This window comes from Anoxybacter fermentans (assembly GCF_003991135.1).
GTDB lineage: Bacteria > Bacillota > Halanaerobiia > DY22613 > DY22613 > Anoxybacter > Anoxybacter fermentans.
The window spans coordinates 3,468,703-3,494,726 of sequence record NZ_CP016379.1 but is presented as its reverse complement, the minus strand read 5'-3'; the positions used below and the strand labels follow the sequence as shown (position 1 = coordinate 3,494,726).

Annotated in this window: 19 protein-coding genes, 1 tRNA gene and 3 rRNA genes; 3 read left to right on the top strand and 20 right to left on the bottom strand. The window is 38.3% G+C overall.

The features are described from left to right. Positions 1–267: 267 nt before the first annotated feature. On the top strand, positions 268–747 hold the full coding sequence (locus tag BBF96_RS15915) for a C-GCAxxG-C-C family protein (RefSeq protein WP_127018050.1): 480 nt from the start codon (positions 268–270) through the stop codon (positions 745–747). Positions 748–994: 247 nt separating this feature from the next. On the opposite strand, the gene BBF96_RS15910 is transcribed toward BBF96_RS15915, so the two are convergent. The 13 genes from BBF96_RS15910 to BBF96_RS15850 all read right to left on the bottom strand — a co-directional run bounded on the left by BBF96_RS15910 (position 995) and on the right by BBF96_RS15850 (position 15,668). Further along, a complete protein-coding gene (locus BBF96_RS15910; RefSeq protein WP_127018049.1) occupies positions 995–2,056 on the bottom strand; it encodes a PorV/PorQ family protein in 1,062 nt (353 codons plus the stop codon). 235 nt (positions 2,057–2,291) lie between these two features. Beyond that, complete coding sequence (locus BBF96_RS15905; RefSeq protein WP_164731148.1) at positions 2,292–3,086, bottom strand: ABC transporter permease; 795 nt, start codon at positions 3,084–3,086, stop codon at positions 2,292–2,294. Positions 3,087–3,090: 4 nt separating this feature from the next. Beyond that, positions 3,091–3,876 carry an ABC transporter permease gene (locus BBF96_RS15900; RefSeq protein ID WP_127018047.1) on the bottom strand — a complete coding sequence of 262 codons (786 nt, stop codon included), beginning with the start codon at positions 3,874–3,876 and terminating at the stop codon, positions 3,091–3,093. Between the two features lies 1 nt (position 3,877). Continuing rightward, entirely contained in the window at positions 3,878–4,879 is a 1,002-nt protein-coding gene (locus tag BBF96_RS15895) for an ABC transporter ATP-binding protein (protein WP_127018046.1), read from the bottom strand. Between the two features lie 822 nt (positions 4,880–5,701). Then, positions 5,702–5,777, bottom strand: a tRNA-Asn gene (locus tag BBF96_RS15890). A 15-nt stretch (positions 5,778–5,792) separates the two neighbouring features. After that, a 5S ribosomal RNA gene (gene rrf, locus BBF96_RS15885) occupies positions 5,793–5,909 on the bottom strand. A 111-nt stretch (positions 5,910–6,020) separates the two neighbouring features. Further along, positions 6,021–9,008, bottom strand: a 23S ribosomal RNA gene (locus BBF96_RS15880). 94 nt (positions 9,009–9,102) lie between these two features. Continuing rightward, a 16S ribosomal RNA gene (locus tag BBF96_RS15875) occupies positions 9,103–10,675 on the bottom strand. The 16S, 23S and 5S rRNA genes sit together here with 1 tRNA gene alongside, the layout of an rRNA operon. Before the next feature lie 272 nt (positions 10,676–10,947). Next, entirely contained in the window at positions 10,948–12,420 is a 1,473-nt protein-coding gene (lysS, locus tag BBF96_RS15870; protein WP_127018045.1) for a lysine--tRNA ligase, read from the bottom strand. Between the two features lie 32 nt (positions 12,421–12,452). After that, complete coding sequence (gene greA / locus BBF96_RS15865; protein ID WP_127018044.1) at positions 12,453–12,923, bottom strand: transcription elongation factor GreA; 471 nt, start codon at positions 12,921–12,923, stop codon at positions 12,453–12,455. 162 nt (positions 12,924–13,085) lie between these two features. After that, positions 13,086–14,168, bottom strand: a complete 1,083-nt coding sequence (locus tag BBF96_RS15860; RefSeq protein ID WP_127018043.1) for a polysaccharide biosynthesis protein — start codon at positions 14,166–14,168, stop codon at positions 13,086–13,088. Between the two features lie 28 nt (positions 14,169–14,196). Next, positions 14,197–15,132: a quinate 5-dehydrogenase gene (locus tag BBF96_RS15855; protein ID WP_127018042.1), complete on the bottom strand. Its 936-nt coding sequence runs from the start codon at positions 15,130–15,132 to the stop codon at positions 14,197–14,199. Positions 15,133–15,146: 14 nt separating this feature from the next. Further along, on the bottom strand, positions 15,147–15,668 hold the full coding sequence (locus BBF96_RS15850; protein ID WP_127018041.1) for a helix-turn-helix domain-containing protein: 522 nt from the start codon (positions 15,666–15,668) through the stop codon (positions 15,147–15,149). 211 nt (positions 15,669–15,879) lie between these two features. Here BBF96_RS15850 and BBF96_RS15845 point away from each other — a divergent pair, with 211 nt between their 5' ends. Together BBF96_RS15845 and BBF96_RS15840 are read left to right on the top strand one after the other, a co-directional pair. Further along, positions 15,880–17,307 (top strand): Mur ligase family protein, encoded by a 1,428-nt coding sequence (locus BBF96_RS15845; RefSeq protein ID WP_164731145.1) that lies wholly within the window; start codon positions 15,880–15,882, stop codon positions 17,305–17,307. A gap of 114 nt (positions 17,308–17,421) precedes the next feature. After that, positions 17,422–18,978 (top strand): IS1182 family transposase, encoded by a 1,557-nt coding sequence (locus tag BBF96_RS15840; RefSeq protein ID WP_127018039.1) that lies wholly within the window; start codon positions 17,422–17,424, stop codon positions 18,976–18,978. Between the two features lie 293 nt (positions 18,979–19,271). On the opposite strand, the gene dusB is transcribed toward BBF96_RS15840, so the two are convergent. From dusB to BBF96_RS15805, 7 genes are all read right to left on the bottom strand, one after another. Further along, positions 19,272–20,270, bottom strand: a complete 999-nt coding sequence (gene dusB / locus BBF96_RS15835; protein WP_127018038.1) for a tRNA dihydrouridine synthase DusB — start codon at positions 20,268–20,270, stop codon at positions 19,272–19,274. 13 nt (positions 20,271–20,283) lie between these two features. After that, a complete protein-coding gene (locus tag BBF96_RS15830; protein WP_127018037.1) occupies positions 20,284–21,048 on the bottom strand; it encodes a type III pantothenate kinase in 765 nt (254 codons plus the stop codon). Between the two features lie 68 nt (positions 21,049–21,116). Continuing rightward, a complete protein-coding gene (locus tag BBF96_RS15825; protein ID WP_127018036.1) occupies positions 21,117–21,656 on the bottom strand; it encodes a biotin transporter BioY in 540 nt (179 codons plus the stop codon). A gap of 20 nt (positions 21,657–21,676) precedes the next feature. Beyond that, on the bottom strand, positions 21,677–22,651 hold the full coding sequence (locus BBF96_RS15820) for a biotin--[acetyl-CoA-carboxylase] ligase (RefSeq protein ID WP_127018035.1): 975 nt from the start codon (positions 22,649–22,651) through the stop codon (positions 21,677–21,679). A 135-nt stretch (positions 22,652–22,786) separates the two neighbouring features. Continuing rightward, positions 22,787–23,278, bottom strand: a complete 492-nt coding sequence (locus BBF96_RS15815) for a hypothetical protein (protein WP_127018034.1) — start codon at positions 23,276–23,278, stop codon at positions 22,787–22,789. 184 nt (positions 23,279–23,462) lie between these two features. Beyond that, positions 23,463–24,227, bottom strand: a complete 765-nt coding sequence (gene cas6, locus BBF96_RS15810) for a CRISPR-associated endoribonuclease Cas6 (RefSeq protein WP_236777948.1) — start codon at positions 24,225–24,227, stop codon at positions 23,463–23,465. A gap of 494 nt (positions 24,228–24,721) precedes the next feature. Next, on the bottom strand, positions 24,722–25,546 hold the full coding sequence (locus tag BBF96_RS15805; protein WP_127018032.1) for a CPBP family intramembrane glutamic endopeptidase: 825 nt from the start codon (positions 25,544–25,546) through the stop codon (positions 24,722–24,724). Between the last annotated feature and the right edge of the window lie 478 nt (positions 25,547–26,024).

The following is a 26,024-nucleotide window of genomic DNA, read 5'->3' as shown; positions in this document are numbered from 1 at the left end:
AAAAAGCTAATTCTTCACTTTATAAAAAAATTTTTCGAACCATCTAAAGTTCGATTTCAGTCAAAATAAGACACACTCATCCTCATATGAGGCCATTCTTTTCAATCTTACTAAGATGGTTTAACAATTCAAAATTAACTTTTTGCAGTTTAATCATCCATGAATCGAATATGAATTACACCGAAATCGAACTTTAGACGACTCGAAAAATTAGCTTTTTGCAATGAAATCATACTATATCGATTAAAAGCCTGGGAGGTTTTAAAAATGACAGAAGAACAAATGATCCAAAAAGCAAGAAAACTTGCCGCAGAAAGATATAAAAAAGGTGAATTTCTCTGTGCTGAAGCAGTTCTTTACACAATAAATGAGCTACTTGAAAAACCATTTCCAGATGAAATTGTCAAATTAGCCTCTGGTTTCCCAGCAGGAATCGGCGAGTCGGGTTGTGTATGTGGAGCCATAAGCGGCGGAGTGATGGCTCTGGGACTAGTATTTGGTCGGACTGAGCCTGGAAAAAAATGTCCCAAAATCTATCCTGCTGCCAGAGAACTTCACGATTGGTTTAAAAAGAACTACAAAAGTACCTGCTGCCGTGTACTAACTAGAAATTTCAAGTTTGGTAGTAAGGAGCATATTAAGCAATGTATTGAAATTACCGGTGATGTAGCAGGTAAAACAATGGAGTTAATTTTTAAATATCAGAAAACAGGAAGGCTGAAGTTACTTTTCAAAAAATTAGGCTAAAGAACATAATGATTAAACTGCAAAAAGCTAATTTTTCGCTTCATAAAGAAATTTTTCGAACCATCTAAAGCTCAATTTCAGTCGAAATAAGATGGTTTAAAGAAAAATTTCTATGGTGCTCAAAATTAGCTTTTTGCAGTAAAACCACATAATTTATTAGGGAAATAGAAATAAAAATAGTCGCCTTACCCCTCTTAATAAAATACGGGGTTTAAGACGACTATTTTTTATACCCATATCAAAACCATCAAAACTTAACCGATGCCGATAAAGTCCCATGCATATTCTCAAAGTCATTAGAAACCCCTAAAGCGCCATTTACATGGAAAGCCAAAATGTTCAAGCCTAATCCTGCAGTATAAGTCAACTTATCTTTAAAAGCTCTCTCAGAGGTCTGGAATGGACCATAAACTCCCGCCCGTAAAGATAGAGCATTAAAGAAAAGACGCTTTTCTAAACCCAAATGTAAAATATCAACCGCATCAACCGGGTTTCCAGCTTCGTCTTCAGTGCCAAAAACATGTTCTAAGTCAGCTGCCAAAGTTGCGGCAAATGGCACGGGCAGTTTTAATGCAGCACCAAGGGTAATGGATTCAGGTGCTTTTAAACTCATATGGAATTGGTCATCTTCTTTTAAAGTCACCTTTAAATTTCTCGCCACCAAAGCCACATTTAAAATATTAGTAACTCGACCAAGAGCACCTACATCCAGTCCCAATTCCTGGCTTTTACTCGGAGTCTGACTGAGTAATTCAAATTCTCCACTGTTATAATTGTATTGATACTGATATTTATCACGCTGGATAATTTTAAAATTAGCACCAATAGAAAGTCGACCCAGATTTAAAATCGGTCTGGTCAGGTCTACTGCCATACCTATGTTTCCAATCTTCTCAGAATAACGATAACCTATAGCATCATTGGTATTGAACCGCAGTTCTTCATTAATAATAATACCGCCACTAAATTTTTTTAGATTTGCACCGATAAATCCAGTTAAACGTCCGGCAAAATTCTTGCCTTTTTCTAATTCGTTTAACAGTTTTAAATAATCACCATTTCCAAAAGTTTGGGTCAGATCAGCAAAATCTTTAAGTGAGGAAGTACTTGCTCCAAAAGAAACCTCTCCTCCCAAAAAACCACTACTGGTTAGACCAGCGGGGTTCCAATATAAACTACTAGCATCATCGGCCACTGCTGTAAAAGCTCCCCCCATACCAAAAGCCTTTGGACCTACCAGTTCAGTAGCTCCAACTTGTTCACTTATTAAAAGAAAACAGAGTAATAACAAGATTGAAAACTTTTTCATCTTCCCTACCTGCCTTTCCTTTTTAGTCTTTATTGAAATAAATTCTACATAATTGCCTTATTTCCTCCCGTGACCTTTTTCCTCTTTTTTATGGTATATTTATCCGTTCTTCATTTTCTCTAAGTCTGCAAATCTTTTGCAATATCTGATGTTATTAAATACTTTCTGCTATCGCAGATGTAAATTTTTCCCAGAGATTTTAGTTTCTCATAAAAAACAGTCCCACCCTTTAAATTTAGGAACCAGTACTTTGATAACCCTTAAGCCCCTGCTTCCAAATAGCTAGTCCTAGTACAGTAAGTACAACTCCTATAAAAGGTTCAGCGAAAATAAACCACCTATAATTACCTACATTAAAGAAAAACTGAGCTGGATAAAAACTTACAAATCCCAGAGGTAAAACAAAGGTTAAGAAATATTTAATAAATACTCCATATATGTCAATTGGATATTCAATTAAACGTTCCAGGTTGTAAATAAATTCAAAAAGAGTATCACTCTGTATAGTCCATAGCGAAATACAGGATAATAAAAATATTATACCACCATACACCAATACACCACTCATTAGTGAAATGATAAAGTAAGCAATAGAACCTGAATCCCAAACAATTCCTAAATGGTTATTCGCATAAATTATCAAACCAAGTCCTAATACCAACTCATCAAGAGCAAATTCTGTATTATACCGACCAGTACAAATTAACTGAAATAACGGATTTAAGGGGCGAACCATAAATAAATCCAGTTTTCCACTACGAACCCAATAACCTATATCCAAAGTATTGATGAATAATGTATTCCAGAGTGTTTTAACCAAATAATAAAAACCCAGCATCCAGAATATATGATATTTATTCCATCCCATTATATTATCTACTTGAGTAAAAAGTATTTCAATATTAATTACCCCTACAACCAGATAAATAATATTTGAAACATTCAGTGCAAGAAAATCCAATCTATATTCTGCCCAGGTTAATAAATTTGCCTTAAAATAAGCACAAAAACATTTCCAATAACGCAACATCCAATTAACCTCCTTGTACCACATAGGTTTTCAATGCAATTTTTTCCAAAACAGAAACAATAGTTGCTAAGATAATAATCCAGAAAAGCTGTATTCCCATTAATCTTAAAACTTGCTCAAAATGAGTAGATTTAATCCAAATTGATACAGGAATATAATAAGTTGCCCTAAAGGGAAGTACATTTGCTAAATTTAATAACCACTCTGGATATAATTCAAACGGAATAAAAGTACCAGAGAGAATTCCCCAGATAGCAATTTTCAAACTGGTGATACCAATGATAGATTTAGTCCAAAAACATACTAATCCAAAAATAAAATTTATTAAAAAGTAGATAATATAACCAAAAATACACATTAAAATATATAAACATACTTTCTTAAAACTAAATTCTATGTATTGATAGCCCATAAATAAAATTACTATAAATGGAACTCCCACTGTAAATACTTCTAATAAACCTCGCCCCAGATCGTAAAACAAAGTTTTATAAACGATATTAATAGGCTTAACCAAATCAATAACAATCTTTCCTTCTTTAAAATTTTCACCTATTTCCCGGTCAACCCCCCCACCTAAAAATTTTCGAAGAATATGCCCGAAAATAAGATATTGAAATATCTTCCCAAAGGTGAGACCTACTATTTGATCTTTACTAAAAAAAACCGCACGCCATAATGCATATTCAACAAAGAACATAATTAAAGTACTCACAATCATCGAATAAAAATTAAATTTATAATTCTTTCCTATTTTTATCCTGGATTCAACATATGCCAGGTACTTCATATTAAACAACCACCTTATTTCTTCTGGATTTATAAAGATTGAGAATAATCTCTTCTAAATCAGGCTGTTCTAAATAAAAACCTTCAATGTTATAATTTGTCATCAATTTTTTTAGCAATGATTCTATAGTATAATATTTACGGTCATATTTAATTCGGGCAACATTTTTATCTTTACTCAACACTTCAATACCTTCAAATTGCAATAATGATTCAGGTACTCTCATATCAGCAAAGGTAACTGATAAAAATTGAGATTCAACTTTATTTAATAAATTATTAACCTGATCATCCAAAATAATTCTGCCTTCATCCAATACTACTACTCTTTTACATATCTTTTCAATATCCCGAAGATCATGTGTCGTCAAAAATATAGTACAACCCTTTTCTTCATTTAAGTAATGCAATAATTTTTTTATTTCATTTTTAGTAATAACATCCAGACCAATAGTTGGTTCATCTAGAAAAAGAATTTCTGGTTGATGTAGCATAATAGCTGTAAATTCTCCCCGAATTCTTTGCCCTAAACTCATAGTTCTCACGGGAATTTTTAGCAAATCACCTATACCCAAATATTTTTTAGCCAACTCAATACTCTCTTGATAAATATTATCCGGAATATTATAAATTTTCTTTAATAAATCCAGAGAATGAATTAAAGGTAAATCCCATAATAGATGACTCCTTTGCCCAAACATTACTCCTATTCTCGCCACTATTCTCTGGCGATGTTTGAAAGGATTCATACCGAAAACTTCTATACTTCCAGAATCAGGGTGAAGAATACCAGTCAGAAGTTTAATAGTAGTTGATTTTCCAGCACCATTCAAGCCAACATAACCAACAATCTCACCTTCGGATATGCTTAAATCAATTTCCTTTAAAGCTTTTACAACCTCATAATCGCGTTTTATCAAATGCTTCCAAAAACTATCTTCTTTTTTTACTTTTCGTTTATAATATTTTGTTAACTTTTTTACAACTATCACCTCTTTTTTCATATTCTCCCTCCTGAACTTTTTCTGTTTTCATAAAAAAAAATCATTGGTGATAAAATAATAGTTCATTGGTCAATACTCTTCACCCATAATATATGAAAGATGCAGATATGACTACCATTAATTAACAATATCTTTTTATTAACGATTAAAATTACAATCAAGATTTTACTACAAAAAACTAATTTTTCACTTTATAAAGAAATTTTTCGAATCATCTAATATTCGATTTCAGTCGAAATTAATATGGTTTAACGAAAAATTTCTATATAGCTCAATTAGTTTTTTGCAATTTAATCAATCAATAATTCTAAATACTACCTCTGAATATTATAAACTATTATCAAATAATGCCAGTTTCAACTGGATTGACCAACATAAATGATATTATTATAGTATAGTATCTTTATTAATTGACGTTAATTGTGATATCTTTTGTATAACATAATTAGTAATGATAGATTACATATTTACTTATAAGTTATTTGTAATATGTCAAAAAATGACTATATTAAATAAAAAAATAAGCCATTTTTTCACTACTGTAGAAAATTTTTATATTTTATAAGATACAACTATATCTATTATAACGTATAAAAAATATACTTTCAACATTAAATTATCACCTGATACTAATTTTAGGATTTACTATTTATATTTGACCACATCCGCAAATAATCTTCGGACACTCTATCACAATCAACATGTGTTACTCTTCAGAAAAAATTTTTCAAACCACCTACAGTTCGATCTCAGTCGAAATAAATGATAATTTCCTTGACATTAAAAAAACCTGGAAAAATCCAGGCTTTAATGACATAAAAATGGCTCCCCAAGCAGGACTCGAACCTGCGACCCACTGGTTAACAGCCAGTTGCTCTACCAGCTGAGCTATTGGGGAATGCTATTTAAAAAGTTCCCGCAACGTCCTACTCTCCCACAGGGTCTCCCCTGCAGTACCATCAGCGCTGGAGGGCTTAACTTCTGTGTTCGGAATGGGAACAGGTGTGGCCCCTCCGCTATCGTCACGGGAAACTTTATTACCTTTTCTCATTCACATCTCTTATTCTACTACATCACATCAACTTTGTCAAGACCATTCTCCTAACTCTGTACTTTCAAAACTGCATACTGGGATCTTCGATAGATCAAGCCCTCGACCTATTAGTACCGGTCAGCTAAGGACATCACTGCCCTTACACCTCCGGCCTATCTACCTGGTAATCTTCCAGGGGTCTTACCTGATTAACTCAGCGGGATATCTAATCTTGAGGGTGGCTTCACGCTTAGATGCTTTCAGCGTTTATCCACTCCGCACATAGCTACCCAGCGGTGCCCCTGGCGGGACAACTGGTACACCAGCGGTGCGTCCATCCCGGTCCTCTCGTACTAGGGACAGATCCTCTCAAATATCCTACGCCCGCGGCGGATAGGGACCGAACTGTCTCACGACGTTCTGAACCCAGCTCGCGTACCGCTTTAATTGGCGAACAGCCAAACCCTTGGGACCTGCTTCAGCCCCAGGATGCGACGAGCCGACATCGAGGTGCCAAACCTCCCCGTCGATGTGAACTCTTGGGGGAGATAAGCCTGTTATCCCCGGGGTAACTTTTATCCGTTGAGCGACGGCAATTCCATCCTCTACCGCCGGATCACTAAGCCCTACTTTCGTACCTGCTCGACCTGTCTGTCTCGCAGTCAAGCTCCCTTCTGCCTTTACACTCTACGTGCGATTTCCGACCGCACTGAGGGAACCTTTGGGCGCCTCCGTTACCTTTTAGGAGGCGACCGCCCCAGTCAAACTGCCCACCTGACAATGTCCCAATACCGGATCACGGTATCTGGTTAGAATTCCAGCACAGCAAGAGTGGTATCCCACCGACGGCTCCACCAACACTGGCGTGCTGGCTTCTACGCCTCCCACCTATCCTGTACATGCTGTACCAAAATCCAATATCAGGCTGCAGTAAAGCTCCACGGGGTCTTTCCGTCCTGCCGCGGGTAGTGAGCATCTTCACTCACACTACAATTTCGCCGAGTCCCCCGTTGAGACAGCGCCCAGGTCGTTACGCCATTCGTGCAGGTCGGAACTTACCCGACAAGGAATTTCGCTACCTTAGGACCGTTATAGTTACGGCCGCCGTTTACTGGGGCTTAAGTTCGATGCTTCGCCTCTAATGGCTAACATCTCCCCTTGACCTTCCAGCACCGGGCAGGCGTCAGCCCCTATACTTCGTCTTGCGACTTAGCAGAGACCTGTGTTTTTGGTAAACAGTCGCCTGGGCCTATTCTCTGCAACTCCTTTCGAATCCGCGGGCTCGCCGCTTCTCCTACTCGGAGCACTCCTTCTCCCGAAGTTACGGAGTCATTTTGCCGAGTTCCTTAACGGGGGTTCTCTCGCGCGCCTTAGGATTCTCTCCTCGCCCACCTGTGTCGGTTTGCGGTACGGGCGCCCATTGGCTCGCTAGCGGCTTTTCTCGGCAGCGGGGAATCAGCCACTTCGCCCCATTTCAGGGCTCCCCATCACACCTCAGAGTTAACAGCCGGACGGATTTGCCTATCCGGCCCTCCTACATGCTTGGACACAGTATTCCACCACTGTGCTGGCCTATCCTTCTGCGTCACCGCTTCGCTCAAACGCCAATTAGGCGGCATCGGAATCTCAACCGATTGTCCATCGCCTACGCCTTTCGGCCTCAGCTTAGGTCCCGGCTTACCCTGAGCGGACGAACCTTCCTCAGGAATCCTCAGGCTTTCGGCGGGGGAGATTCTCACTCCCCTTATCGCTACTCATACCGGCATTCTCTCTTCTATACAGTCCACCGCTCCTTACGGTACGGCTTCGCCCCGTATAGAATGCTCCCCTACCATCCGCTTACGCGAATCCGCAGCTTCGGCGACAGGCTTAGCCCCGCTACATTTTCGGCGCAGAACCACTCGACCAGTGAGCTATTACGCACTCTTTAAATGAATGGCTGCTTCTAAGCCAACATCCTGGTTGTCTATGCAGTCCCACATCCTTTCCCACTTAGCCTGTACTTGGGGGCCTTAGCTGGCGGTCTGGGCTGTTCCCCTCTCGACTATGAAGCTTATCCCACATAGTCTGACTCCCAGGCTCTTCGGTATCGGTGTTCGGAGTTTGAATGAGTTCGGTAACCTTTCAGGGCCCCTAGCTCAATCAGTGCTCTACCGCCGATACCTAACACCTGAGGCTAGCCCTAAAGCTATTTCGGGGAGAACCAGCTATCTCCAGGTTCGATTGGCTTTTCACCCCTATCCACAGCTCATCCCATGACTTTTCAACGTCAATGTGGTTCGGGCCTCCACAGACTCTTACACCTGCTTCACCCTGGCCATGGATAGATCACCTGGTTTCGGGTCTATGGCATGTAACTTGCGCCCTCTTCAGACTCGGTTTCCCTACGGCTTCGCCCCTTTCGGCTTAACCTCTACGCTACATGCCATAACTCGCCGGTCCGTTCTACAAAAAGTACGCGGTCAGACTTTCTAATAGTCCTCCCACTGCTTGTAGGCATACGGTTTCAGGTTCTATTTCACTCCCCTCCCGGGGTTCTTTTCACCTTTCCCTCACGGTACTTCTTCACTATCGGTCGCCAGGGAGTATTTAGCCTTCGGAGATGGTCCTCCTATCTTCCCACAGGGTTCCACGTGTCCCGTGGTACTCTGGATCCTCAACAGGGTCTTCAAGCCTTTCGCCTACAGGGCTCTCACCTTCTATGGCCTGCCTTCCCAGACAGTTCGGCTAGACTCTCAGTTTAACCCCTGACAGCGTGCAGACTGTCCGTTGAGGTCCTAAACCCCCATGTAGCAACGGCTGCACCCTTCTACACTACATGGGTTTGGGCTCCTCCCCTTTCGCTCGCCGCTACTCAGGGAATCGCTTTTGCTTTCTTCTCCTCGGGGTACTAAGATGTTTCAGTTCCCCCGCTTGCCCTCACACACCTATGCATTCAGTGTGTGATACCACAGCATTACCTGTGGTGGGTTACCCCATTCGGACATCCCCGGGTCTACGCTTGTTTGCAGCTCACCGGGGCTTTTCGCAGCTTACCACGTCCTTCGTCGGCTCCTGGCGCCTAGGCATCCACCGTATGCCCTTTACAGCTTGATCTATCTCGAACCCCAATATGCAGTTTTCAAAGTACAGACTGAAAGGCTTATGACCTCTCAAAAGTGAACAGCAATCAGCACTCTCTTCTCCTTAGAAAGGAGGTGATCCAGCCGCACCTTCCGGTACGGCTACCTTGTTACGACTTCACCCCCCTCACCAGACACACCTTTGGCGCCTCCCCCCTCATCGGTTAGGACAGCGACTTCTGGTGCATCCAACTCGGGTGGTGTGACGGGCGGTGTGTACAAGGCCCGGGAACGTATTCACCGCAGTATGCTGACCTGCGATTACTAGCGATTCCGGCTTCATGCAGGCGAGTTGCAGCCTGCAATCCGAACTGAGAGCTGCTTTTTGGGATTAGCTCCACCTCGCGGCTTCGCAACCCTTTGTACAGCCCATTGTAGCACGTGTGTAGCCCAGGGCATAAAGGGCATGATGATTTGACGTCATCCCCACCTTCCTCCGGTTTGTCACCGGCAGTCTCCTTAGAGTCCCCGGCTTTACCCGCTGGCAACTAAGGACAGGGGTTGCGCTCGTTGCGGGACTTAACCCAACATCTCACGACACGAGCTGACGACAACCATGCACCACCTGTCACCGTGTGGCTCAAAGAGCCAGACCCTGCTTTCACAGGTAGTCACGGGATGTCAAGCCCTGGTAAGGTTCTTCGCGTTGCTTCGAATTAAACCACATGCTCCACCGCTTGTGCGGGCCCCCGTCAATTCCTTTGAGTTTCAGTCTTGCGACCGTACTCCCCAGGCGGGATACTTATCGCGTTAGCTACAGCACTGAGGGTATCTAAACCCCCAACACTTAGTATCCATCGTTTACGGCGTGGACTACCGGGGTATCTAATCCCGTTCGCTCCCCACGCTTTCGCGCCTCAGCGTCAGGTACAGGCCAGAGAGCCGCCTTCGCCACCGGTGTTCTTCCTGATATCTACGCATTTCACCGCTACACCAGGAATTCCACTCTCCTCTCCTGACCTCTAGTCCGGCAGTTTCAAACGCAGCCCACTGGTTAAGCCAGTGTATTTCACATTTGACTTACCAGACCGCCTACGCGCCCTTTACGCCCAGTAATTCCGGACAACGCTCGCTCCCTACGTATTACCGCGGCTGCTGGCACGTAGTTAGCCGGAGCTTTCTTATGAGGTACCGTCAAACCGCACATCTCTTAAACATGCGGCCTTTCTTCCCTCATGACAGGGCTTTACGTTCCGAAGAACTTCTTCACCCACGCGGCGTTGCTCCGTCAGGGTTTCCCCCATTGCGGAATATTCCCCACTGCTGCCTCCCGTAGGAGTCTGGGCCGTGTCTCAGTCCCAGTGTGGCCGTACACCCTCTCAGGCCGGCTACCCATCGTCGCCTTGGTGAGCCGTTACCTCACCAACTAGCTAATGGGACGCGGGCTCATCTCCGATCGGCAGCTTAACGCCACCTTTCCTTCCAGGAACATGCGTCCCCGGAAGCTCATCCGGTATTAGCCCACCTTTCGGTGGGTTATCCCCGTTTCGGAGGTAGATTACCCACGCGTTACTCACCCGTCCGCCACTGCCTGACTTCCAACTTCAGCCCGAAGGCCTCCGTCAGAGCAGGCCGTTCGACTTGCATGTGTTAGGCACGCCGCCAGCGTTCGTCCTGAGCCAGGATCAAACTCTCCAAACAAAATCTATCTTAAGCACTTTAAAGCGCTTAGTTTCCTTAACTCAAAGGAAATCTTCTGGCTGATTGCTGTTCACTTTTCAAAGGTCATTTTTTCCTGTCGCTTATTGTCGCGACACCTAGTATCATATCATTTATTGTCATACTTGTCAAGAGGTTTTTTAAAAAATTTTTAAGTCAAGATTTTTTCATATTCAGTACCCAGATTAGAGCATAAAGTCACAAATCATACTATAAAAAACCAGGTAGAGCTAAATCTACCTGGCTTGTTCTAATTATTTTTCCGGACGCATCGTTGGGAATAAGATAACATCACGAATAGATGGAGAATCAGTTAAAAGCATAACCATTCTGTCAATACCTATTCCGAGTCCGCCGGTTGGTGGCATACCATATTCTAAAGCACGAATGAAATCTTCATCCATCATCTGAGCTTCATCGTCTCCAGCTTCCCGTTTTGCTACCTGAGCCAGAAAACGCTCTTTTTGATCAATAGGATCATTTAACTCGGAGAAAGCATTACACATCTCACGAGCAAAAATGTATCCTTCAAAACGATAGGTCAACCGTGGATCATCTTCCCGACGCTTAGCCAGAGGAGAGACCTCAACCGGATGATCCATGATAAATACAGGTTGAATTAAGTGCTTTTCTACCTTTTCTTCAAAAACTTCATTAACAATAGCACCCCAATTTGCGGTCGGTTCTACTTCAACACCCAGTTCTTTAGCAACCTTACGAGCTTCTTCATCTGTCTCAATCTCCTTAAAATCAACACCTGTAAATTCCTTTACAGCATCGATCATGGTCAATCGACGCCAGGGTGGAGTCAGATCAATCTCAACTCCTTGATAAGTAACTTTTACTGTTCCCAATACTTCCTGTGCCACATGGGCAAATAAATTCTCAGTCAATTCCATCATATCATGATAATCAGCATAAGCCTGATAAAGTTCTAACATAGTAAACTCAGGATTATGCTTATATGACATTCCTTCGTTACGGAAATTACGGTTAATCTCATAAACCCTCTCAAAACCACCAACAATGAGCCGCTTTAAATATAGTTCTGGAGCAATTCGTAAATAAAGGTCTATATCCAGTGCATTATGATGGGTAATAAAAGGACGAGCACTAGCTCCCCCGGCAATTGGATGCATCATAGGAGTCTCTACTTCCAGGAAATTACGTTCATCTAAATAGTTACGAATTGACCGGATAATTTTACTCCGGGTAATAAAGGTATTTTTTACTTCCGGATTGATCATTAAGTCAAGATACCGCATACGGTACCGCAATTCTTTATCTTTAAGACCATGATATTTTTCAGGAAGAGGACGCAATGATTTGCTTAATAATTTAAATTCCTTTACACGAATGGTAATTTCACCTGTTCTGGTTTTAAAGACTTCACCTGTTAAACCAATAATATCACCAATATCTAATGTAGTAAAAAGTTCATATAAGTCCTCACCTACAATATTTTTCCTGACATAAATCTGAATTCGACCATGCATATCCGCTACTTCAGCAAAACTGGCTTTTCCCTGACCACGCTTTGCCATTAAACGGCCTGCTATTGTTACTTCCTTACCCTCCAAATCATCAAAGTTTTCCTTGATATCAGTAGTATGATGGGTAAATTCAAATTTATCTCCATAGGGTTCGATATTCTTTTCTCTCAATTTCTTTAATTTTTGGCGTCTTTGTAACATTAGTTCATTTAAATCATGTTCTTGAAACTCCATTGTATAATTCCTCCTTATTACCTTTTACGTCTTTACTTTTTTAATGCCATAATCCGATATCTAACTCGACCAATTGGAGCATCAAACTCAACGATATCACCAACTTTTTTACCAATAATAGCCTTACCTAAAGGTGATTCGTTAGAAATTTTGTAGTTCAATGGGTCAGATTCTACTGAACCAACAATGCTGTATGTAATCTCTTCATTATTGTCTAAATCTTTCAATGTTACAGTTTTACCTACAGAGACTACATCAGCTTCACTCTCTTCTTCAGCAATCCTGGCCTTACGCAACAAATGCTCAATTTCACGAATTCGACCTTCGACAAATGCCTGCTCATTCTTAGCTTCGTCGTATTCGGAATTTTCACTGATATCTCCAAACTCCCGGGCATGTTTGATTCGTTTAGCAACCTCTCTACGACGTACATTTTTTAAATGATTTAACTCTTCTTCTAATTTTTTGAAACCTTCACGTGTTAAAATAATTTCCTCCGCCATAACACCCGTCTCCTTTTCTATTAAAATTTATCCTGAACTTAAAAACAGGATTTAACAAATTGATTTTACACAAGAAAAATTAGTGCCAGAAAAAATTTCTGACACTAAGTATGTGCCTTTCATTAATAACTTATTATAATTTATTCTCTAAAATTTGTCAAGTCAAATAACTTCTTTGACTCGATTACGAATTTGTTTTAAAACCTCAGGGGTTATGGCCCGTTCAAAGCTTCTCAAACCCGCTAATTTAAATCCATGTTTACGGGCCAGATCTGAGATCTCACGAATTTTTTCAAGTTCTAACTCAGGTCCTAAAGAATAGCACTCAAAACGTTTTTCTAACGCCAGAATCATGGTCTCAGCCATACAGGCATAACTGGTCTTCGGTGGAAATCCAAAATCAAGGTTAAACTCCACAGGACCAGGAACCATTACTACACCACCTTCAATAACCAGCACATCATCTCTTTTCTCAGCAACTTTTACCGCCACATCTCTGGGGCGAGCCACATCACAAACTACCGAGCCTGGGAGAAGCATTTCAGGTTGAATCAATTCACAAACAGCTCCAGAAGCAGACAGGATAATTCTGGACTTAGAAAGACACTCCTTCATTTGTTCCGGTAAATAGATATTGACCTTTATATCAGGATTAATAGCTGTTAACTCATCTGCCAACTCGAATAATTTTTTTTCAGTACGGGCTAGAAGATTGATCTCAGTACACTCTTCTGCCAATATTTTGCTACAGGCTCGACCAATAGAACCAGTAGCTCCCACAACAGTTATCCTTTCCTCTTTTAAATCCAGTCCCATTTCATGAGCAGCCAGAATAATACTTTCCAAAGCCGTAGCTACAGTGTAAGAGTTACCGGTTGTTACAGGGATATTTAGAGCCCGACTAATACTGATTCCCTTATCTCCTACTACCGATGTAAAAGCTCCAAGGCCAATTATTTCTGCCCCTAATTTTTCGGCCTTTTTACAGGCCTTAATAATTTTCTTTAAAACATAATGTTCCGGATACTGCACCATCTGTCTTGCTGTTAAAGGACAGGCAACAAACCATCCTTCTACCTCCTCACCCAAAACAGAGCGAACTCCGGTAATCTCAGATGCAGTAAATGGAGGAAGACAGCGCATAATATTTTCAACCATTTTATCAGATAGATGCTTCATCCAGGGAAACTTCCTGCTTACATCACCAACATCCAATGGATGAATAATAAAGGCAAATTTGGTCAAGTATATTAACCTCCTTAATAAATTTAATTTACAATACGATTGTTTGACTTTCCTGAACAGGGTTTAGAATTTCAATTCTGGGAACAAATCCGATCTGATCCAAAAGTCGATCATAGTCAGCGGGAGTTAATTCTGCGGGCTTTTTATCGGATAATGAGACCAAAACCGCTTCCATCACATTGGTTCCAAAAGAACGACCATTTAAGTTAGGAGTTGTGGTCACCAACATCCAGGCTCCACGTGATTTAAGCATCTCTACATCACGGGAGGTCACGGTATTTGTCAAAATCAACTTTCCATGAATATCTTTTGGTAAATATTTTCGAATATAGTGGAAATCACCCGCAATAATATCTGCCTCCTCATAAAATGAATTAAAACGTTCCTGGCTCTCTTCTTTTTGTCTATTTCCAGTAGGATAAAGCATCTTAAACGGTAGTTTAGTTATTACAGGACAAAGTACCCGGGCCAACCGATTTAAACTTTTAATAGATTTCAAAGGAACCGGAATCCCCAAGGCAAAGATCATATCTCCAAAGGTTACATCACTTCCCTCTTCAATCAAAGCTTCTGCCATACCAAATCGATCCACAGCGCAGACCATAAGCACCTTTTTACCTTTTAAATCATAACCATACTCCTGTGCAAGGTAATGAACCACTTTTCGCTCCAGCGTATTTTTAAGTCCACTGCCATCGACTACGGGTGTATGACGGATATGTCGAATAATCTTTTCTGCATCCCTAAATGTATAACGTTTTTGACCAGCATAAATGTAAAGATCAATTCCGCCCAACCCAAAAGCATCCACTTTACCATCCATTTCTTTAAACAACTGGATAGCTTTATTTATATCTCCATCAGTTCCCCGGCGTTCGATTAAAAACTTTTCACCTAAAATCTCCGTTTCTACTGCATGATCCCTTTCTGATGAACCGAGACTAATACTGACCACATGTTTCATCTATTCACCCTCCTTTATTTTCGAAAATTCTTAATAATGTTTTTAAGAATTGACGGGTCTATGTATTTATCTTCTGTAATAGGGGAAGTACCAAGTTCAATCCCAACAACCTTTCCTTCCAATAAAGTATCAGCCAGATCAATCCGCATATCTGAACCTAAAAAAATAACCAGATCATATTCCTTAAGACGAATAAGAATCTCCATTATCTGATTAAAGATATCAAGCCCATCTCTTTTAATAAATGACCAACGTTCCTTCTCTGACATGAGTAAAACAAATTCTACTCCCTCATTTAATGCCATCTCCCGAATCTCTTCTACATTAGCAATTGGAAATCCAACAATAGCTATCCTACCACCTTTATGCACCTCCCCAAGGCTCTCTAACCTTGAAATAAAAGTCCGTTCAACTTCTAATTCTCTAGCTACCTCTGTTTGAGAAAGACCCTGACTGCGAAGATTTAAAATTTTTTCGATCATTCTAAAAATTTTATTTTTATTGATAACTTTATCACCAATGCGGATTAATTCCAATGATTTTTCACTCCTCTTAAAGATATAATCCCCAAAAAAATCTTTATTATGTGCACAATTTTGTGTACAATTAGATTGTAACAAATTTAAGTCAATATGGCAATTAATTTTTGGAAAATAATACTGAAAAACTAACATAAAAATATTATAATAATAATTAGGGCATTACTAAATAATAAACTCAAGTAGGAAAGGTAAGGGGGCACCGCCATTGAAATTATTTAGAGATATTCGGGGAGTTACATGTGACTCCCGGAAAGTAAAGCCCGGGTTTGCTTTTGTAGCAATCCAGGGCCTTAAAAGAGATGGACACGAGTATATTGAGGACGCTTTAGCCAGAGGGGCTTCAGTTATCATCACTGAAAAACCTATAGATTTATCCGTCGATGTACCGGTTCAACAGGTTCCAGATGGTCGGATTGCCCTCGCCGAATTGGCTGCTTATATCTATGATTATCCATCCCGTTTTTTGCTAACTATTGGAGTAACGGGAACAAATGGAAAGACAACTTCAACTTTTTTGCTCCACCATCTCTTCAATAAAAATGGGATCGGCTGCGGACTTATAGGTACTGTGGACATTGATACAGGATTAAAAACAAGAAAGGCCCAACTGACTACACCTGATGCCGTAGAACTGCAAAAATATCTGCGTGAAATGGTGGATGCAAATCTTAAAGCAGTTTCTATGGAGGTCTCGTCTCACGGAATTGAATTAAAGCGAACCTATGGAATTGATTTTGATCTTACCATTTTTACTAATGTAACCCGGGACCATTTCGACTTTCATAAGAATTTTGAGCACTATGTTAGAATTAAAAAAAGTCTTTTCGAACAACTAAAAGATAATGCCATTGCCCTTATAAATGGGGATGATCCTCATGCCAATTTTATTTCCAAAGATATTAAAGCACAGGTTGTCACCTATGGATTTAAGAAAAAGAATATGATTTCAGCAGAAAACATCCGCCAGAAAAATCTTAAAACCTATTATGATCTGGTAGTGCGTAATTCCATTCAGACCAGATATGCCAAAATTGAACCAATGCGAATACCAATTGAGATCAAACTACCAGGTAAACATAATGTATATAACACTCTGGGCGCCTGCGGAGCCGGGCTTCTTTTGGGATTAACTCCAAAACAGGTGCAAAATATCTCTACTTTTACCGGAGTATGGCGACGTTTTCAGATTATCTATGATGGTGATTTTACTGTTATTGATGATTGTGCCCATAATCCCGGAAGTTATACCGCAGTTTTTGAAACCGTACAGAACTTAACCTATAAAAAACTATATATCATTAACGCTATCCGGGGCAACCGGGGAGTTAAAATCAATCAGGACAATGCCAGAATCATCGCTGGATGGGTTAAAAAACTACCCAACGTTAAATTGATGATCACAAACTGTGCCGAACTGGTAAAAGAAGATGATCTGGTTCATCCCGAGGAAGAGGAAATCTTTTTAAAAACCCTTAAAGAACAAGGTATAAAGTTTGAACATAACCCTGAGTTACTACCTTATTTTAAGAAAGTATTAAAAATGGTTGAATCCGGAGATATAATTCTTTTATTGGGAGCTCATGCTATGGACGAAGCAGGAAAGTTAATTTTAGAAGAAATATATAGAACATAAAAAAGGGGCTGTCCCAAAAGTCCCTTTATAACCCCCAAAAGTAAATATTAAAAGAAAGGTGTTGTCAGAAATTTTTATAAAGACAACACCTTTTTTTTATGGTAAAATATAAATATGAAGAGGAAAAACCATAATAAAAAGACATTTATTGAATATAATATGAATCAGACAATGTTGCCTTTGAGTTTTGATGTGTTTATTCCTGAAAATCATTTAGTAAGGGTGGTAAATTCAGCTATAGAAAGGATGAATATTGAACCCCTGCTTGAAAAATATAAAGGTGGGGGTAGAAGCAGCTACCATCCGAAAATGATGCTTAAGGTTATAGTATATGCCTATACTCAGAGAATATATTCATCAAGACGAATTGCCAAGGCACTTCGGGAAAATATTTATTTTATGTGGCTTAGTGGTAACAATAAACCTGATTTTCGGACGATAAACCGATTCAGATCAGAGATCATGAAAGATGTTATTGATGAGGTATTTGCATCAGTATTGGAACTTCTTATAGAAGAAGGATATGTAAAGTTAGAGAATTACTTTTTAGATGGTACAAAAATAGAAGCTAATGCAAACAAATATAGCTTTGTCTGGAGAAAAGCGACAAAGAAGTACAAAGCAAGGCTTAGGGCAAAAATTAATGAACTTTTAAAAGAGATTGAGAAAACCAACGAAGAAGAGAATAGATTGTATGGGGATAATGACCTGGAGGAGATGGGTGAAGGAAAAGAAATAGATTCAAAGAAACTCGAAGAAAAAATTAAGGAACTTGAAGAACGTCTAGAAAAGAACTCCAAAGATAAGAAGTTAAAAAAAACAGTTAAAGAGCTCAAAGATAAATGTCTTCCTCGAATGAAAAAATATGAGCAGCAGGAAGAGATTTTAAATGGACGAAACAGTTATTCTAAAACAGATACTGATGCAACTTTTATGAGAATGAAAGAAGACCACATGAAAAATGGGCAATTGAAGCCCGCATATAATGTTCAGATAGGTACAGAGAATCAGTTTGTAGTTGGTTATAGTATTCATCAAAGGCCGGCAGATTCAAGATGCTTAATACCTCATTTAGAAAAAGTAAAAGAAGTTACAGGTAAGATTCCGGAAAATGTGATAGCTGATTCAGGTTATGGTAGTGAGGAAAATTATGATTACTTAGAGAAAGCCAATACTAATATTTATGTTAAGTATAATACTTTTCATAAAGAACAAAAGAAGAAGTTTAAAAATGATATATTTAAAGTAGAAAACTGGCCGTATGATAAAGAAAACGACGAGTTTATTTGTCCTGCTCAAAGAAGACTCATTTACTGTAAGACAAAAGAAATTAAGACTGAAAATGGATATACTAAACAAATTAGATATTACAAATGCGAAAATTGTGATGAGTGTGAGTTAAAAGAAAATTGTACCAGGGCCAAAGGTGATCGAGTAATAAGAATAAATTTTAAATTACGTGAATATAAGCAAAAGGTAAAGGAAAACCTTTGTTCCGATAAAGGTATGAAACTCCGTTCTCAAAGAGCAATTGAAGCGGAATCTGTCTTTGGAAGGATCAAAGGTAATTGGTCATTCCGGAGATTTCTGCTTCGTGGCCTTGAGAAAGTAAAAATTGAATGGGGTTTACTGTGTATAGCCCATAACCTGGCTAAACTGGCAACAGTATAGAATGTCAGGTATGGGTTTTTATTTTCTTAACAGAAAAATTTTCAATGAATTTAAAATGAACAATGAAAAAAGGGGCCATGCCCAAAAGTAATTAATTACTTTTGAGACAGCCCCTTAAATATAATGGCTAAACTACAAAAAAGCTAATTTTGAACGCCCTAGAAATTTTTCGTTTAACCATCTTAGTGAGATTGAAAAGAATGGCCTCATCACAGTATATAATAAGCCAATTCATAGGTAGAAGACCCATGGATTATACCGAAATCAAACTTCAAATGGTTCAAAAATTTCTTTTAAAGCGAAAAATTAACTTTTTGCAACTGATCACCTTCTAACTCCCCTAAATAATCCCGCAAAGTTGAAATGATCTCATCAGAACTCTTTAGACGGAAGATTTCCTCTTTCACCTTAGTACAATGAGGTAAACCCTTTATATACCAGGCCAGGTGTTTGCGCATCTGAGGAATACCAGCTTCTTCCCCTTTATAGGCAATATGTCTCTTAAAATGTTCGATAGCCATCTTAATCCGTTCAGAATATGAAGGAGGTGGCAGGATTTCACCTGTTTTAAGATAATGGGTCACCCGCTTAAAAATCCAGGGATTGCCCTGACAGCCACGACCAATCATCACAGCATCACAGCCTGTTTCTTCAAACATAGCTACCGCATCTTCCGGCGAAAAAATATCTCCATTACCAATAACAGGAACATCTACAGCTTCTTTTACCTCTCGAATAATCTTCCAATCTGCTTTCCCTGAATAAAACTGTTCTCTGGTTCGTCCGTGAACTGCTATTGCTTTAGCACCATTTTTAACACAGATTTGAGCCAGTTCTACAGCATTAACACTATCTTCATCCCAACCTTTACGCATCTTAACAGTAATGGGTATATCAACAGCCTCAGTCATAGCAGCAACAATTTCGCCAGCCAGAACTGGATCTTTCATCAAAGCTGAACCATCACCATTTTTAACTATTTTAGGAGTAGGGCAACCCATATTGATATCAATAATCGCTGGCTTTTTTTCTGCTACCAGGCGGGCTGCTTTTGCCATAATCTCTGGTTCAGAGCCAAAGAGCTGAATGGCAACAGGAATTTCATCTTTCTCAAACTCAAGAAGTCTTTCAGTCCTTTCATTGCCATAAATTAAACCCTTTGCGCTTACCATCTCGGTATAAACCAGACCACAGCCCATTTTTTTGACAATCTGTCGAAAGGGTAGATCTGTTACTCCCGCCATAGGTGCTAAAATCACCGGATTTTCAATGACTATATTTCCAATCTTCATGGAACCACTCCCATTAGGGATTCATTTTATCGATAATTAACAATCCCTGAAGGGTCAATAGAGGGTTGATTATTTCAATAGTTTCTGACTCGGGCCCGATCAAAGATGATAGACCACCAGTTGCCACAACTTTTGCTTTCTCTCCCAGCTCCTTTTGCATCCTCCGAACAACACCATCCACCTGACCTACAAAGCCATAAATAATCCCCGCCTGCATCCCTTCAATAGTATTTTTTCCGATAACCCTTTTAGGTTTGACAAGCTCAATTCTTGGAAGTTTGGATGCACGGGCAAAAAGGGCCTCTGTAGCAATACCTACACCGGGAGCAATGGCTCCACCCAAATAATCTCCTTTAGAATTAACTGCACAGAAAGTAGTAGCCGTACCAAAATCGACAATAATTACAGGACCACCATACAGATGATATGCTGCTACCGCATTCACAATACGGTCAGCCCCTACTTCTTTAGGATTGTCCATTTTAATATTCATTCCGGTTTTGGTACCAGGGCCAACCACATGGGGCTGAATGTTAAAATAGTTCTGGCAGACCTTTTCTAAAGTTGTCACCAATGGGGGTACAACGCTTGATATGATAATCCTCCGGATATCTTTGGTATTAATTCCCTTATGTGAAAGTAAACTATAAAAGAGAATTCCATATTCATCACTGGTTTTTTGACGGTCACTGGCTACACGCCAATAGGCAATTAACTCATCTCCACGATATACCCCCAATACAGTATTAGTATTCCCTACATCAATCACTAAAACCATCCTGATTCACTCCTTCAATTTCCAATTGCCAGAACTATTTTAACAGAATTGGATTTAAAAATCAATCTTTAACCTTCTTCACCAAAAATAAAAGGAACTCTACTGCTAAGTTGCCTTTTAATCAAAGCAGCTAATAATACTTTTGTAAGATCACCCGGGATAAAAGGTAACACACCCAGGGCAAATGCCTTGGAAAAAGATAATCCTGCAATCCAATGTAACCCCATCATTCCGGGCAAATAAATGAGAATTATACCGATCAACATGGCAAAAATATCAGTTTTTAAAGAAGAACGGTGTTCGGCAATCAATCCTACTACAAAGGCAGCCAAAACAAAACCCCAGAGATATCCTGCCGTTGGACCTACAAGAGCCTGAAATCCTCCACTACCTCCAGCAAAAACAGGAAGACCGATTCCACCCAAAAACAAATAGATAAGCTGACTTAAAGCACCATAACGGCTACCTAGAATAATTCCAGCAAGCAAGGTAAAGAGAATTTGCAAAGTTATAGGTACTGGGCTAAAAGGCAATGGAATTGTAATCATTGCACCTACTGCAGTTAATGCAGCAAATAAGCCTGTTAAAATAATTTGTTTTGTTTTCATTTTAAGATTCCTCCTTTGTTTTATTGAAGTCCTATTTCTCCTGAATGAACATTGATTATCTGACCATCAGGTAACTCAAAAAGCAAAGAACCATCCGGATTTAAATCAAGGGCTTTTCCAAAAAGGGGAAGTTCGTTAAAACGTGAAATTTTAACCTCGTGACCTAGAGTGCAGGTATATTCTTTCCATAGCTTTCGAATTGGCTCAAACCCTTCTTTTAAGAGTTGGAAATAGTATTTTTCCAATTTTAAAAGGATATCGCAAAGCAATTGAACCCGATCAACTTCCTTTTTAAGTACCATTTCCAACGATGTAGCAATAGTTCGAATCTCTTTCGGAAAGTCTTCAAGCTTATGTTTGACATTTATCCCAAAGCCGATAACCAGATAATTTATCCTGTCCAATTCTGCCCCCATTTCCGTTAAAATACCGCAAATTTTTTTTCCATCCACCAAAAGATCATTGGGCCATTTGATCTTTGCATCTACTCCTAGATTATGGAACGTTTCAGCAATAGCAACAGCTGTAAGCAGTGGAAATTGACCGGCAAAGGTTGGGTCAAGAGATGGTTTTAACAGTACCGAACACCAGATACCCTTTCCTGGTATTGAACTCCAGCTACGCCCAAGTCGGCCCCGACCCTTAGTCTGGGCTTCAGCTAAAAAGATGGTTCCTTCAGGATAATCTAAGGCAGATTCTTTGGCCTGAGTATTAGTAGAATCAATCTCTTCAAAAAATACAATCTTTTTTCCCAAAGTAGTAGTTTTTAAATTTCTCAAAATTTCTTCAGGAATCAATCTATTCGGGGTATTTAATAACCGATACCCTTTATTGGGTATAGATTCAATCTCATACCCTTTTTCTTTAAGGGCACTGATATGCTTCCAAATGGCAGTTCGGGAAACTCCCAATCTTTCTGATAGTTCCTGCCCTGATATATATGTATCCTGCTCAGATAACAGCTTAAGAATGGTCTGGCGCAGCGATTCTGACATCCCGTCCACCTCCTTTTATAACATCTAGCAAAATAATACCATAGAAGAAGCTAGATTGTCAACCTTTCTATTATTGAGGTTAACAATTTAAATAAATAAAATCCCCACCCGTTTTTAAAGTGTGGGGATTAGTTCTTAAAAGATAAAATCCAATTTCAAAAGTTCTTCAGGGATAAATTGTTTTACATCAATCTTCCATTCTCCATCTGAATCTTTAACCAGGATAAGTTCTTTATCTTTGAAAAGACGAACCGAAAAGAGTTCAATATCCTCTTCATCATAAATTCGCAAAACCGCAGATAAATCAATAACAGCAAAATCACCTTCTATCAGATTGTCTTCAATCTGATAAGAGATTTTAAAAGTATAGGGATTCCTATGAAAAACCTGTAAAAACTGATCTAATATGATCTGTAAATCTTCCTTTTTACTCTCCTCAAGATAAAGAGTTTCAATAATCTGAGTAGAATTATTTTTTGCGTAACCATCCAGATAATTTCCGATAGTCTGCTCAATCTTCATCTTCTCAATCTCTTCAGGATTCATTCTTTCTCCACAGGCAGCCAGGAAGAGTATGACTACTATCAGTACCAGTACTGTCGTCACTTTCTTAAGTAATTGCTTCATTATCTACAACAACTCCTTTATTTATACTTCCCCTATAGTTTATGCTATCACTATTTTTGATGAATGTAAAATGTATTTTTTAGCAAAAACAAACAGTACTTTTCAGGTAGTAATGCATGCTATATAGCCTCCTGTTAAGGGTATTATCTTCTTTTGTAACTAAATAAGCTCTACAATATCTATTTTATCTTCGAGAATTTTTAGATGACTTACTAGTAAGAATTTCAAAACACCCAAAACCAAGTGAATTTTTGGCTCCAATACCAATGTCATATGCAATTTTTAATAGTTTAAGGTCTCCAGAGAGTTCAAAAATTCCTGACCAACCTTTAATAACAAAATCGCGATATAAAATTATATTTGGTTTAGCAGTTTCTTTTTTAAATAGTGGCTTGATACTAAATTCCAAATTATCTGGTTTCTTACCCTCTACTAACTCATATTTTTTCAAAAGATTATTTTTAATTTGTTCTTCAAATTCCGGTTCCCAGGGAGAATAATAATGGGTTTTTTTGCTTCCATTGGCTTCATAAGTCTTATAAGTAACTACAGGTGATAACATTTTAATATACATTTTGTTACTCTCAACATTAAAAGATTCAAATTTGACTTCTTTTAAAAACAAATGTTCTTTTCCAATACGGACATAATTGTTTTTAATTATATTTGAAGTAATATCCTGTATGATTACAGGTTTTACAGATGTGACAACAAACTTCACAGGTGATTCAAAAATAATTTGTTTATTTTGATTATCAATAATAAAATCTCCCATTAAACGAGAAAAAGAAAATAGCTTAAATTTTCGTTTATTCAATTGATAACCATTATTGTGTAAAAAATCAGCCAGAGTTCTATCAGAAAAGGAATGATAAATTAAACCCTGAAGAATATGATTATAATGAATAGGCAAAACTAATTTATTTTCAGAAACAAATTCAAAAATCACTCGCAATATCATTTCCTCCTTATCATATTATACTTCTTAAATACGAATATACTATAAATGGTTTTTTGTCAATTTTTATTTAATAATTATTTTATACGTACAATCAAACTGTAAAAGGCTAATATTGAACAATATAGAAATTTTTAGTTAAACCATCTCGACAAGTTTTCAATCAAATTAATGCCTTATTACAATAAATTATAAGTTATTCCAAAACAATGTGTTTTAATATAATCAAGATACATAGTTTGGCCACCTAAAACACAGAGATGGTTAAAAAAAAGGGACACATCTAAGCATCCAGAACATAACCTCTTGAAGCCCAATTCAGGAGGTGCATAGAAAGGATGTTAAACATGACCCAAATTATATCAAAAAACTAAGAGAAAATGAAAGGTGCTCTATATCAGAAATTGCTAAGAGGTTAAAAATTAATTGGCGTACAGTTACATTGTTTCAAATTCAGTAGCTCATCTATCTCTAAAGCCAAAATTTTAAAATAGATTTACCACAGTATGATAAATTATAGATGGGATTAAACTTTTTGTTTTGTAATAAATAAAGGAAAAAATCATTCCAAAAAAACATTGTTCAATAGTCATTAAAATTTGCTTTAAAATTGGTGCATTAATCCAAAAATTGACATGGGCAAAACCAAATAAAATACCACTAATTACTATTGAATTAACTGGGTTTTTAAATATACGTCGCAAAGTTGTAAAAAGATAACCCCGATAAAAAATTTCTTCACGAAAAGCAACTAAGACCCAGTAAAAAATAACAAGCGGCACCCCAGCACTAAAATCTTTAAAACCTTTAAAAACTATATCAAGCGTACCTAACAAACAAAGGGGGATAATTACATATGTATGGCGCCATCCAAAACCCAAATCTTTAATTTTTATTTTTAAAACGATTTGACCAAATAGAATTACTGATAGGGTTCGTCCTATAAATAAGATTATTTTTAAAATAAACTTTCTATACATAAATAATAAGTAATTCATAATTATAAATTCTTCCATAATATTATATAATAAGAGTAGAATTAATATCAAGTATGGGGAAAGTTTATGAGCTGCTAGCTTTTTTTCTTCAACTGAAATCTTTGCTGTGGGAAAATAAATCAAAGCCAGCATTACTAGCATAGAAAATAAATATATTACTAAAAATAACATTGCTGAAAAAATAGACTTGTGGTAATAATAGATTTGCAAAAATGGCATACCAATCACTACTAGCAGCAAATAAAACCAAACTGCTTTATTTTCTCTTATTAACCAGATTAATTTCTTAAAATGTTCAAGGAAGAATTTCATTGCATTACACCTCCCAAAAAAAATATTTTAGAAAGTAGGACTAATATCAACACCTTCCATTGTTACACACTCATCAACATCACATACATCATCGCTATCACAAACATCGATATCACAAGTATCATCAGTGTCACAGTCATGGTCATTGGACCAACAAGCTGCCAGTGGTAACCAGTCATCATCAGAGTTTAAGAATTTAATGAATTACTCATATTTTCACCTCCTTTCATTACAGTTTTAGAAATTTCACTTTTTCTTTTTAACAGCATTAAACTTATAAACTACTTTGAGTTTTTTTGATAAAATAACAGTAAAGATATTTGTATAATGGTAATTTTTCATCTCAGGTATAAACCCCGAGTTCGATAGTGCATAGATAAAAAAATCTCCTGCAAAGCTTTATATTTCAACAATTTTGAACAGTTTATCTTCTTTTAGGCTTATTACTATGATTTTGGTTCAATTTCTGGATACCCTG

Coding starts and splice junctions, on each gene's coding strand:
- BBF96_RS15820 (WP_127018035.1), bottom strand. CDS start 22,651: ATGTCAGAATCGCTGCGCCAGACCATTCTTAAGCTGTTATCTGAGCAG.
- BBF96_RS15905 (WP_164731148.1), bottom strand. CDS start 3,086: ATGTTGCGTTATTGGAAATGTTTTTGTGCTTATTTTAAGGCAAATTTA.
- BBF96_RS15915 (WP_127018050.1), top strand. CDS start 268: ATGACAGAAGAACAAATGATCCAAAAAGCAAGAAAACTTGCCGCAGAA.
- BBF96_RS15805 (WP_127018032.1), bottom strand. CDS start 25,546: ATGAAATTCTTCCTTGAACATTTTAAGAAATTAATCTGGTTAATAAGA.
- BBF96_RS15900 (WP_127018047.1), bottom strand. CDS start 3,876: ATGAAGTACCTGGCATATGTTGAATCCAGGATAAAAATAGGAAAGAAT.
- greA (WP_127018044.1), bottom strand. CDS start 12,923: ATGGCGGAGGAAATTATTTTAACACGTGAAGGTTTCAAAAAATTAGAA.
- BBF96_RS15895 (WP_127018046.1), bottom strand. CDS start 4,879: ATGAAAAAAGAGGTGATAGTTGTAAAAAAGTTAACAAAATATTATAAA.
- dusB (WP_127018038.1), bottom strand. CDS start 20,270: ATGAAGATTGGAAATATAGTCATTGAAAATCCGGTGATTTTAGCACCT.
- BBF96_RS15840 (WP_127018039.1), top strand. CDS start 17,422: ATGAAGAGGAAAAACCATAATAAAAAGACATTTATTGAATATAATATG.
- lysS (WP_127018045.1), bottom strand. CDS start 12,420: ATGGAGTTTCAAGAACATGATTTAAATGAACTAATGTTACAAAGACGC.
- BBF96_RS15830 (WP_127018037.1), bottom strand. CDS start 21,048: ATGGTTTTAGTGATTGATGTAGGGAATACTAATACTGTATTGGGGGTA.
- BBF96_RS15910 (WP_127018049.1), bottom strand. CDS start 2,056: ATGAAAAAGTTTTCAATCTTGTTATTACTCTGTTTTCTTTTAATAAGT.
- BBF96_RS15815 (WP_127018034.1), bottom strand. CDS start 23,278: ATGAAGCAATTACTTAAGAAAGTGACGACAGTACTGGTACTGATAGTA.
- BBF96_RS15825 (WP_127018036.1), bottom strand. CDS start 21,656: ATGAAAACAAAACAAATTATTTTAACAGGCTTATTTGCTGCATTAACT.
- BBF96_RS15855 (WP_127018042.1), bottom strand. CDS start 15,132: ATGAAACATGTGGTCAGTATTAGTCTCGGTTCATCAGAAAGGGATCAT.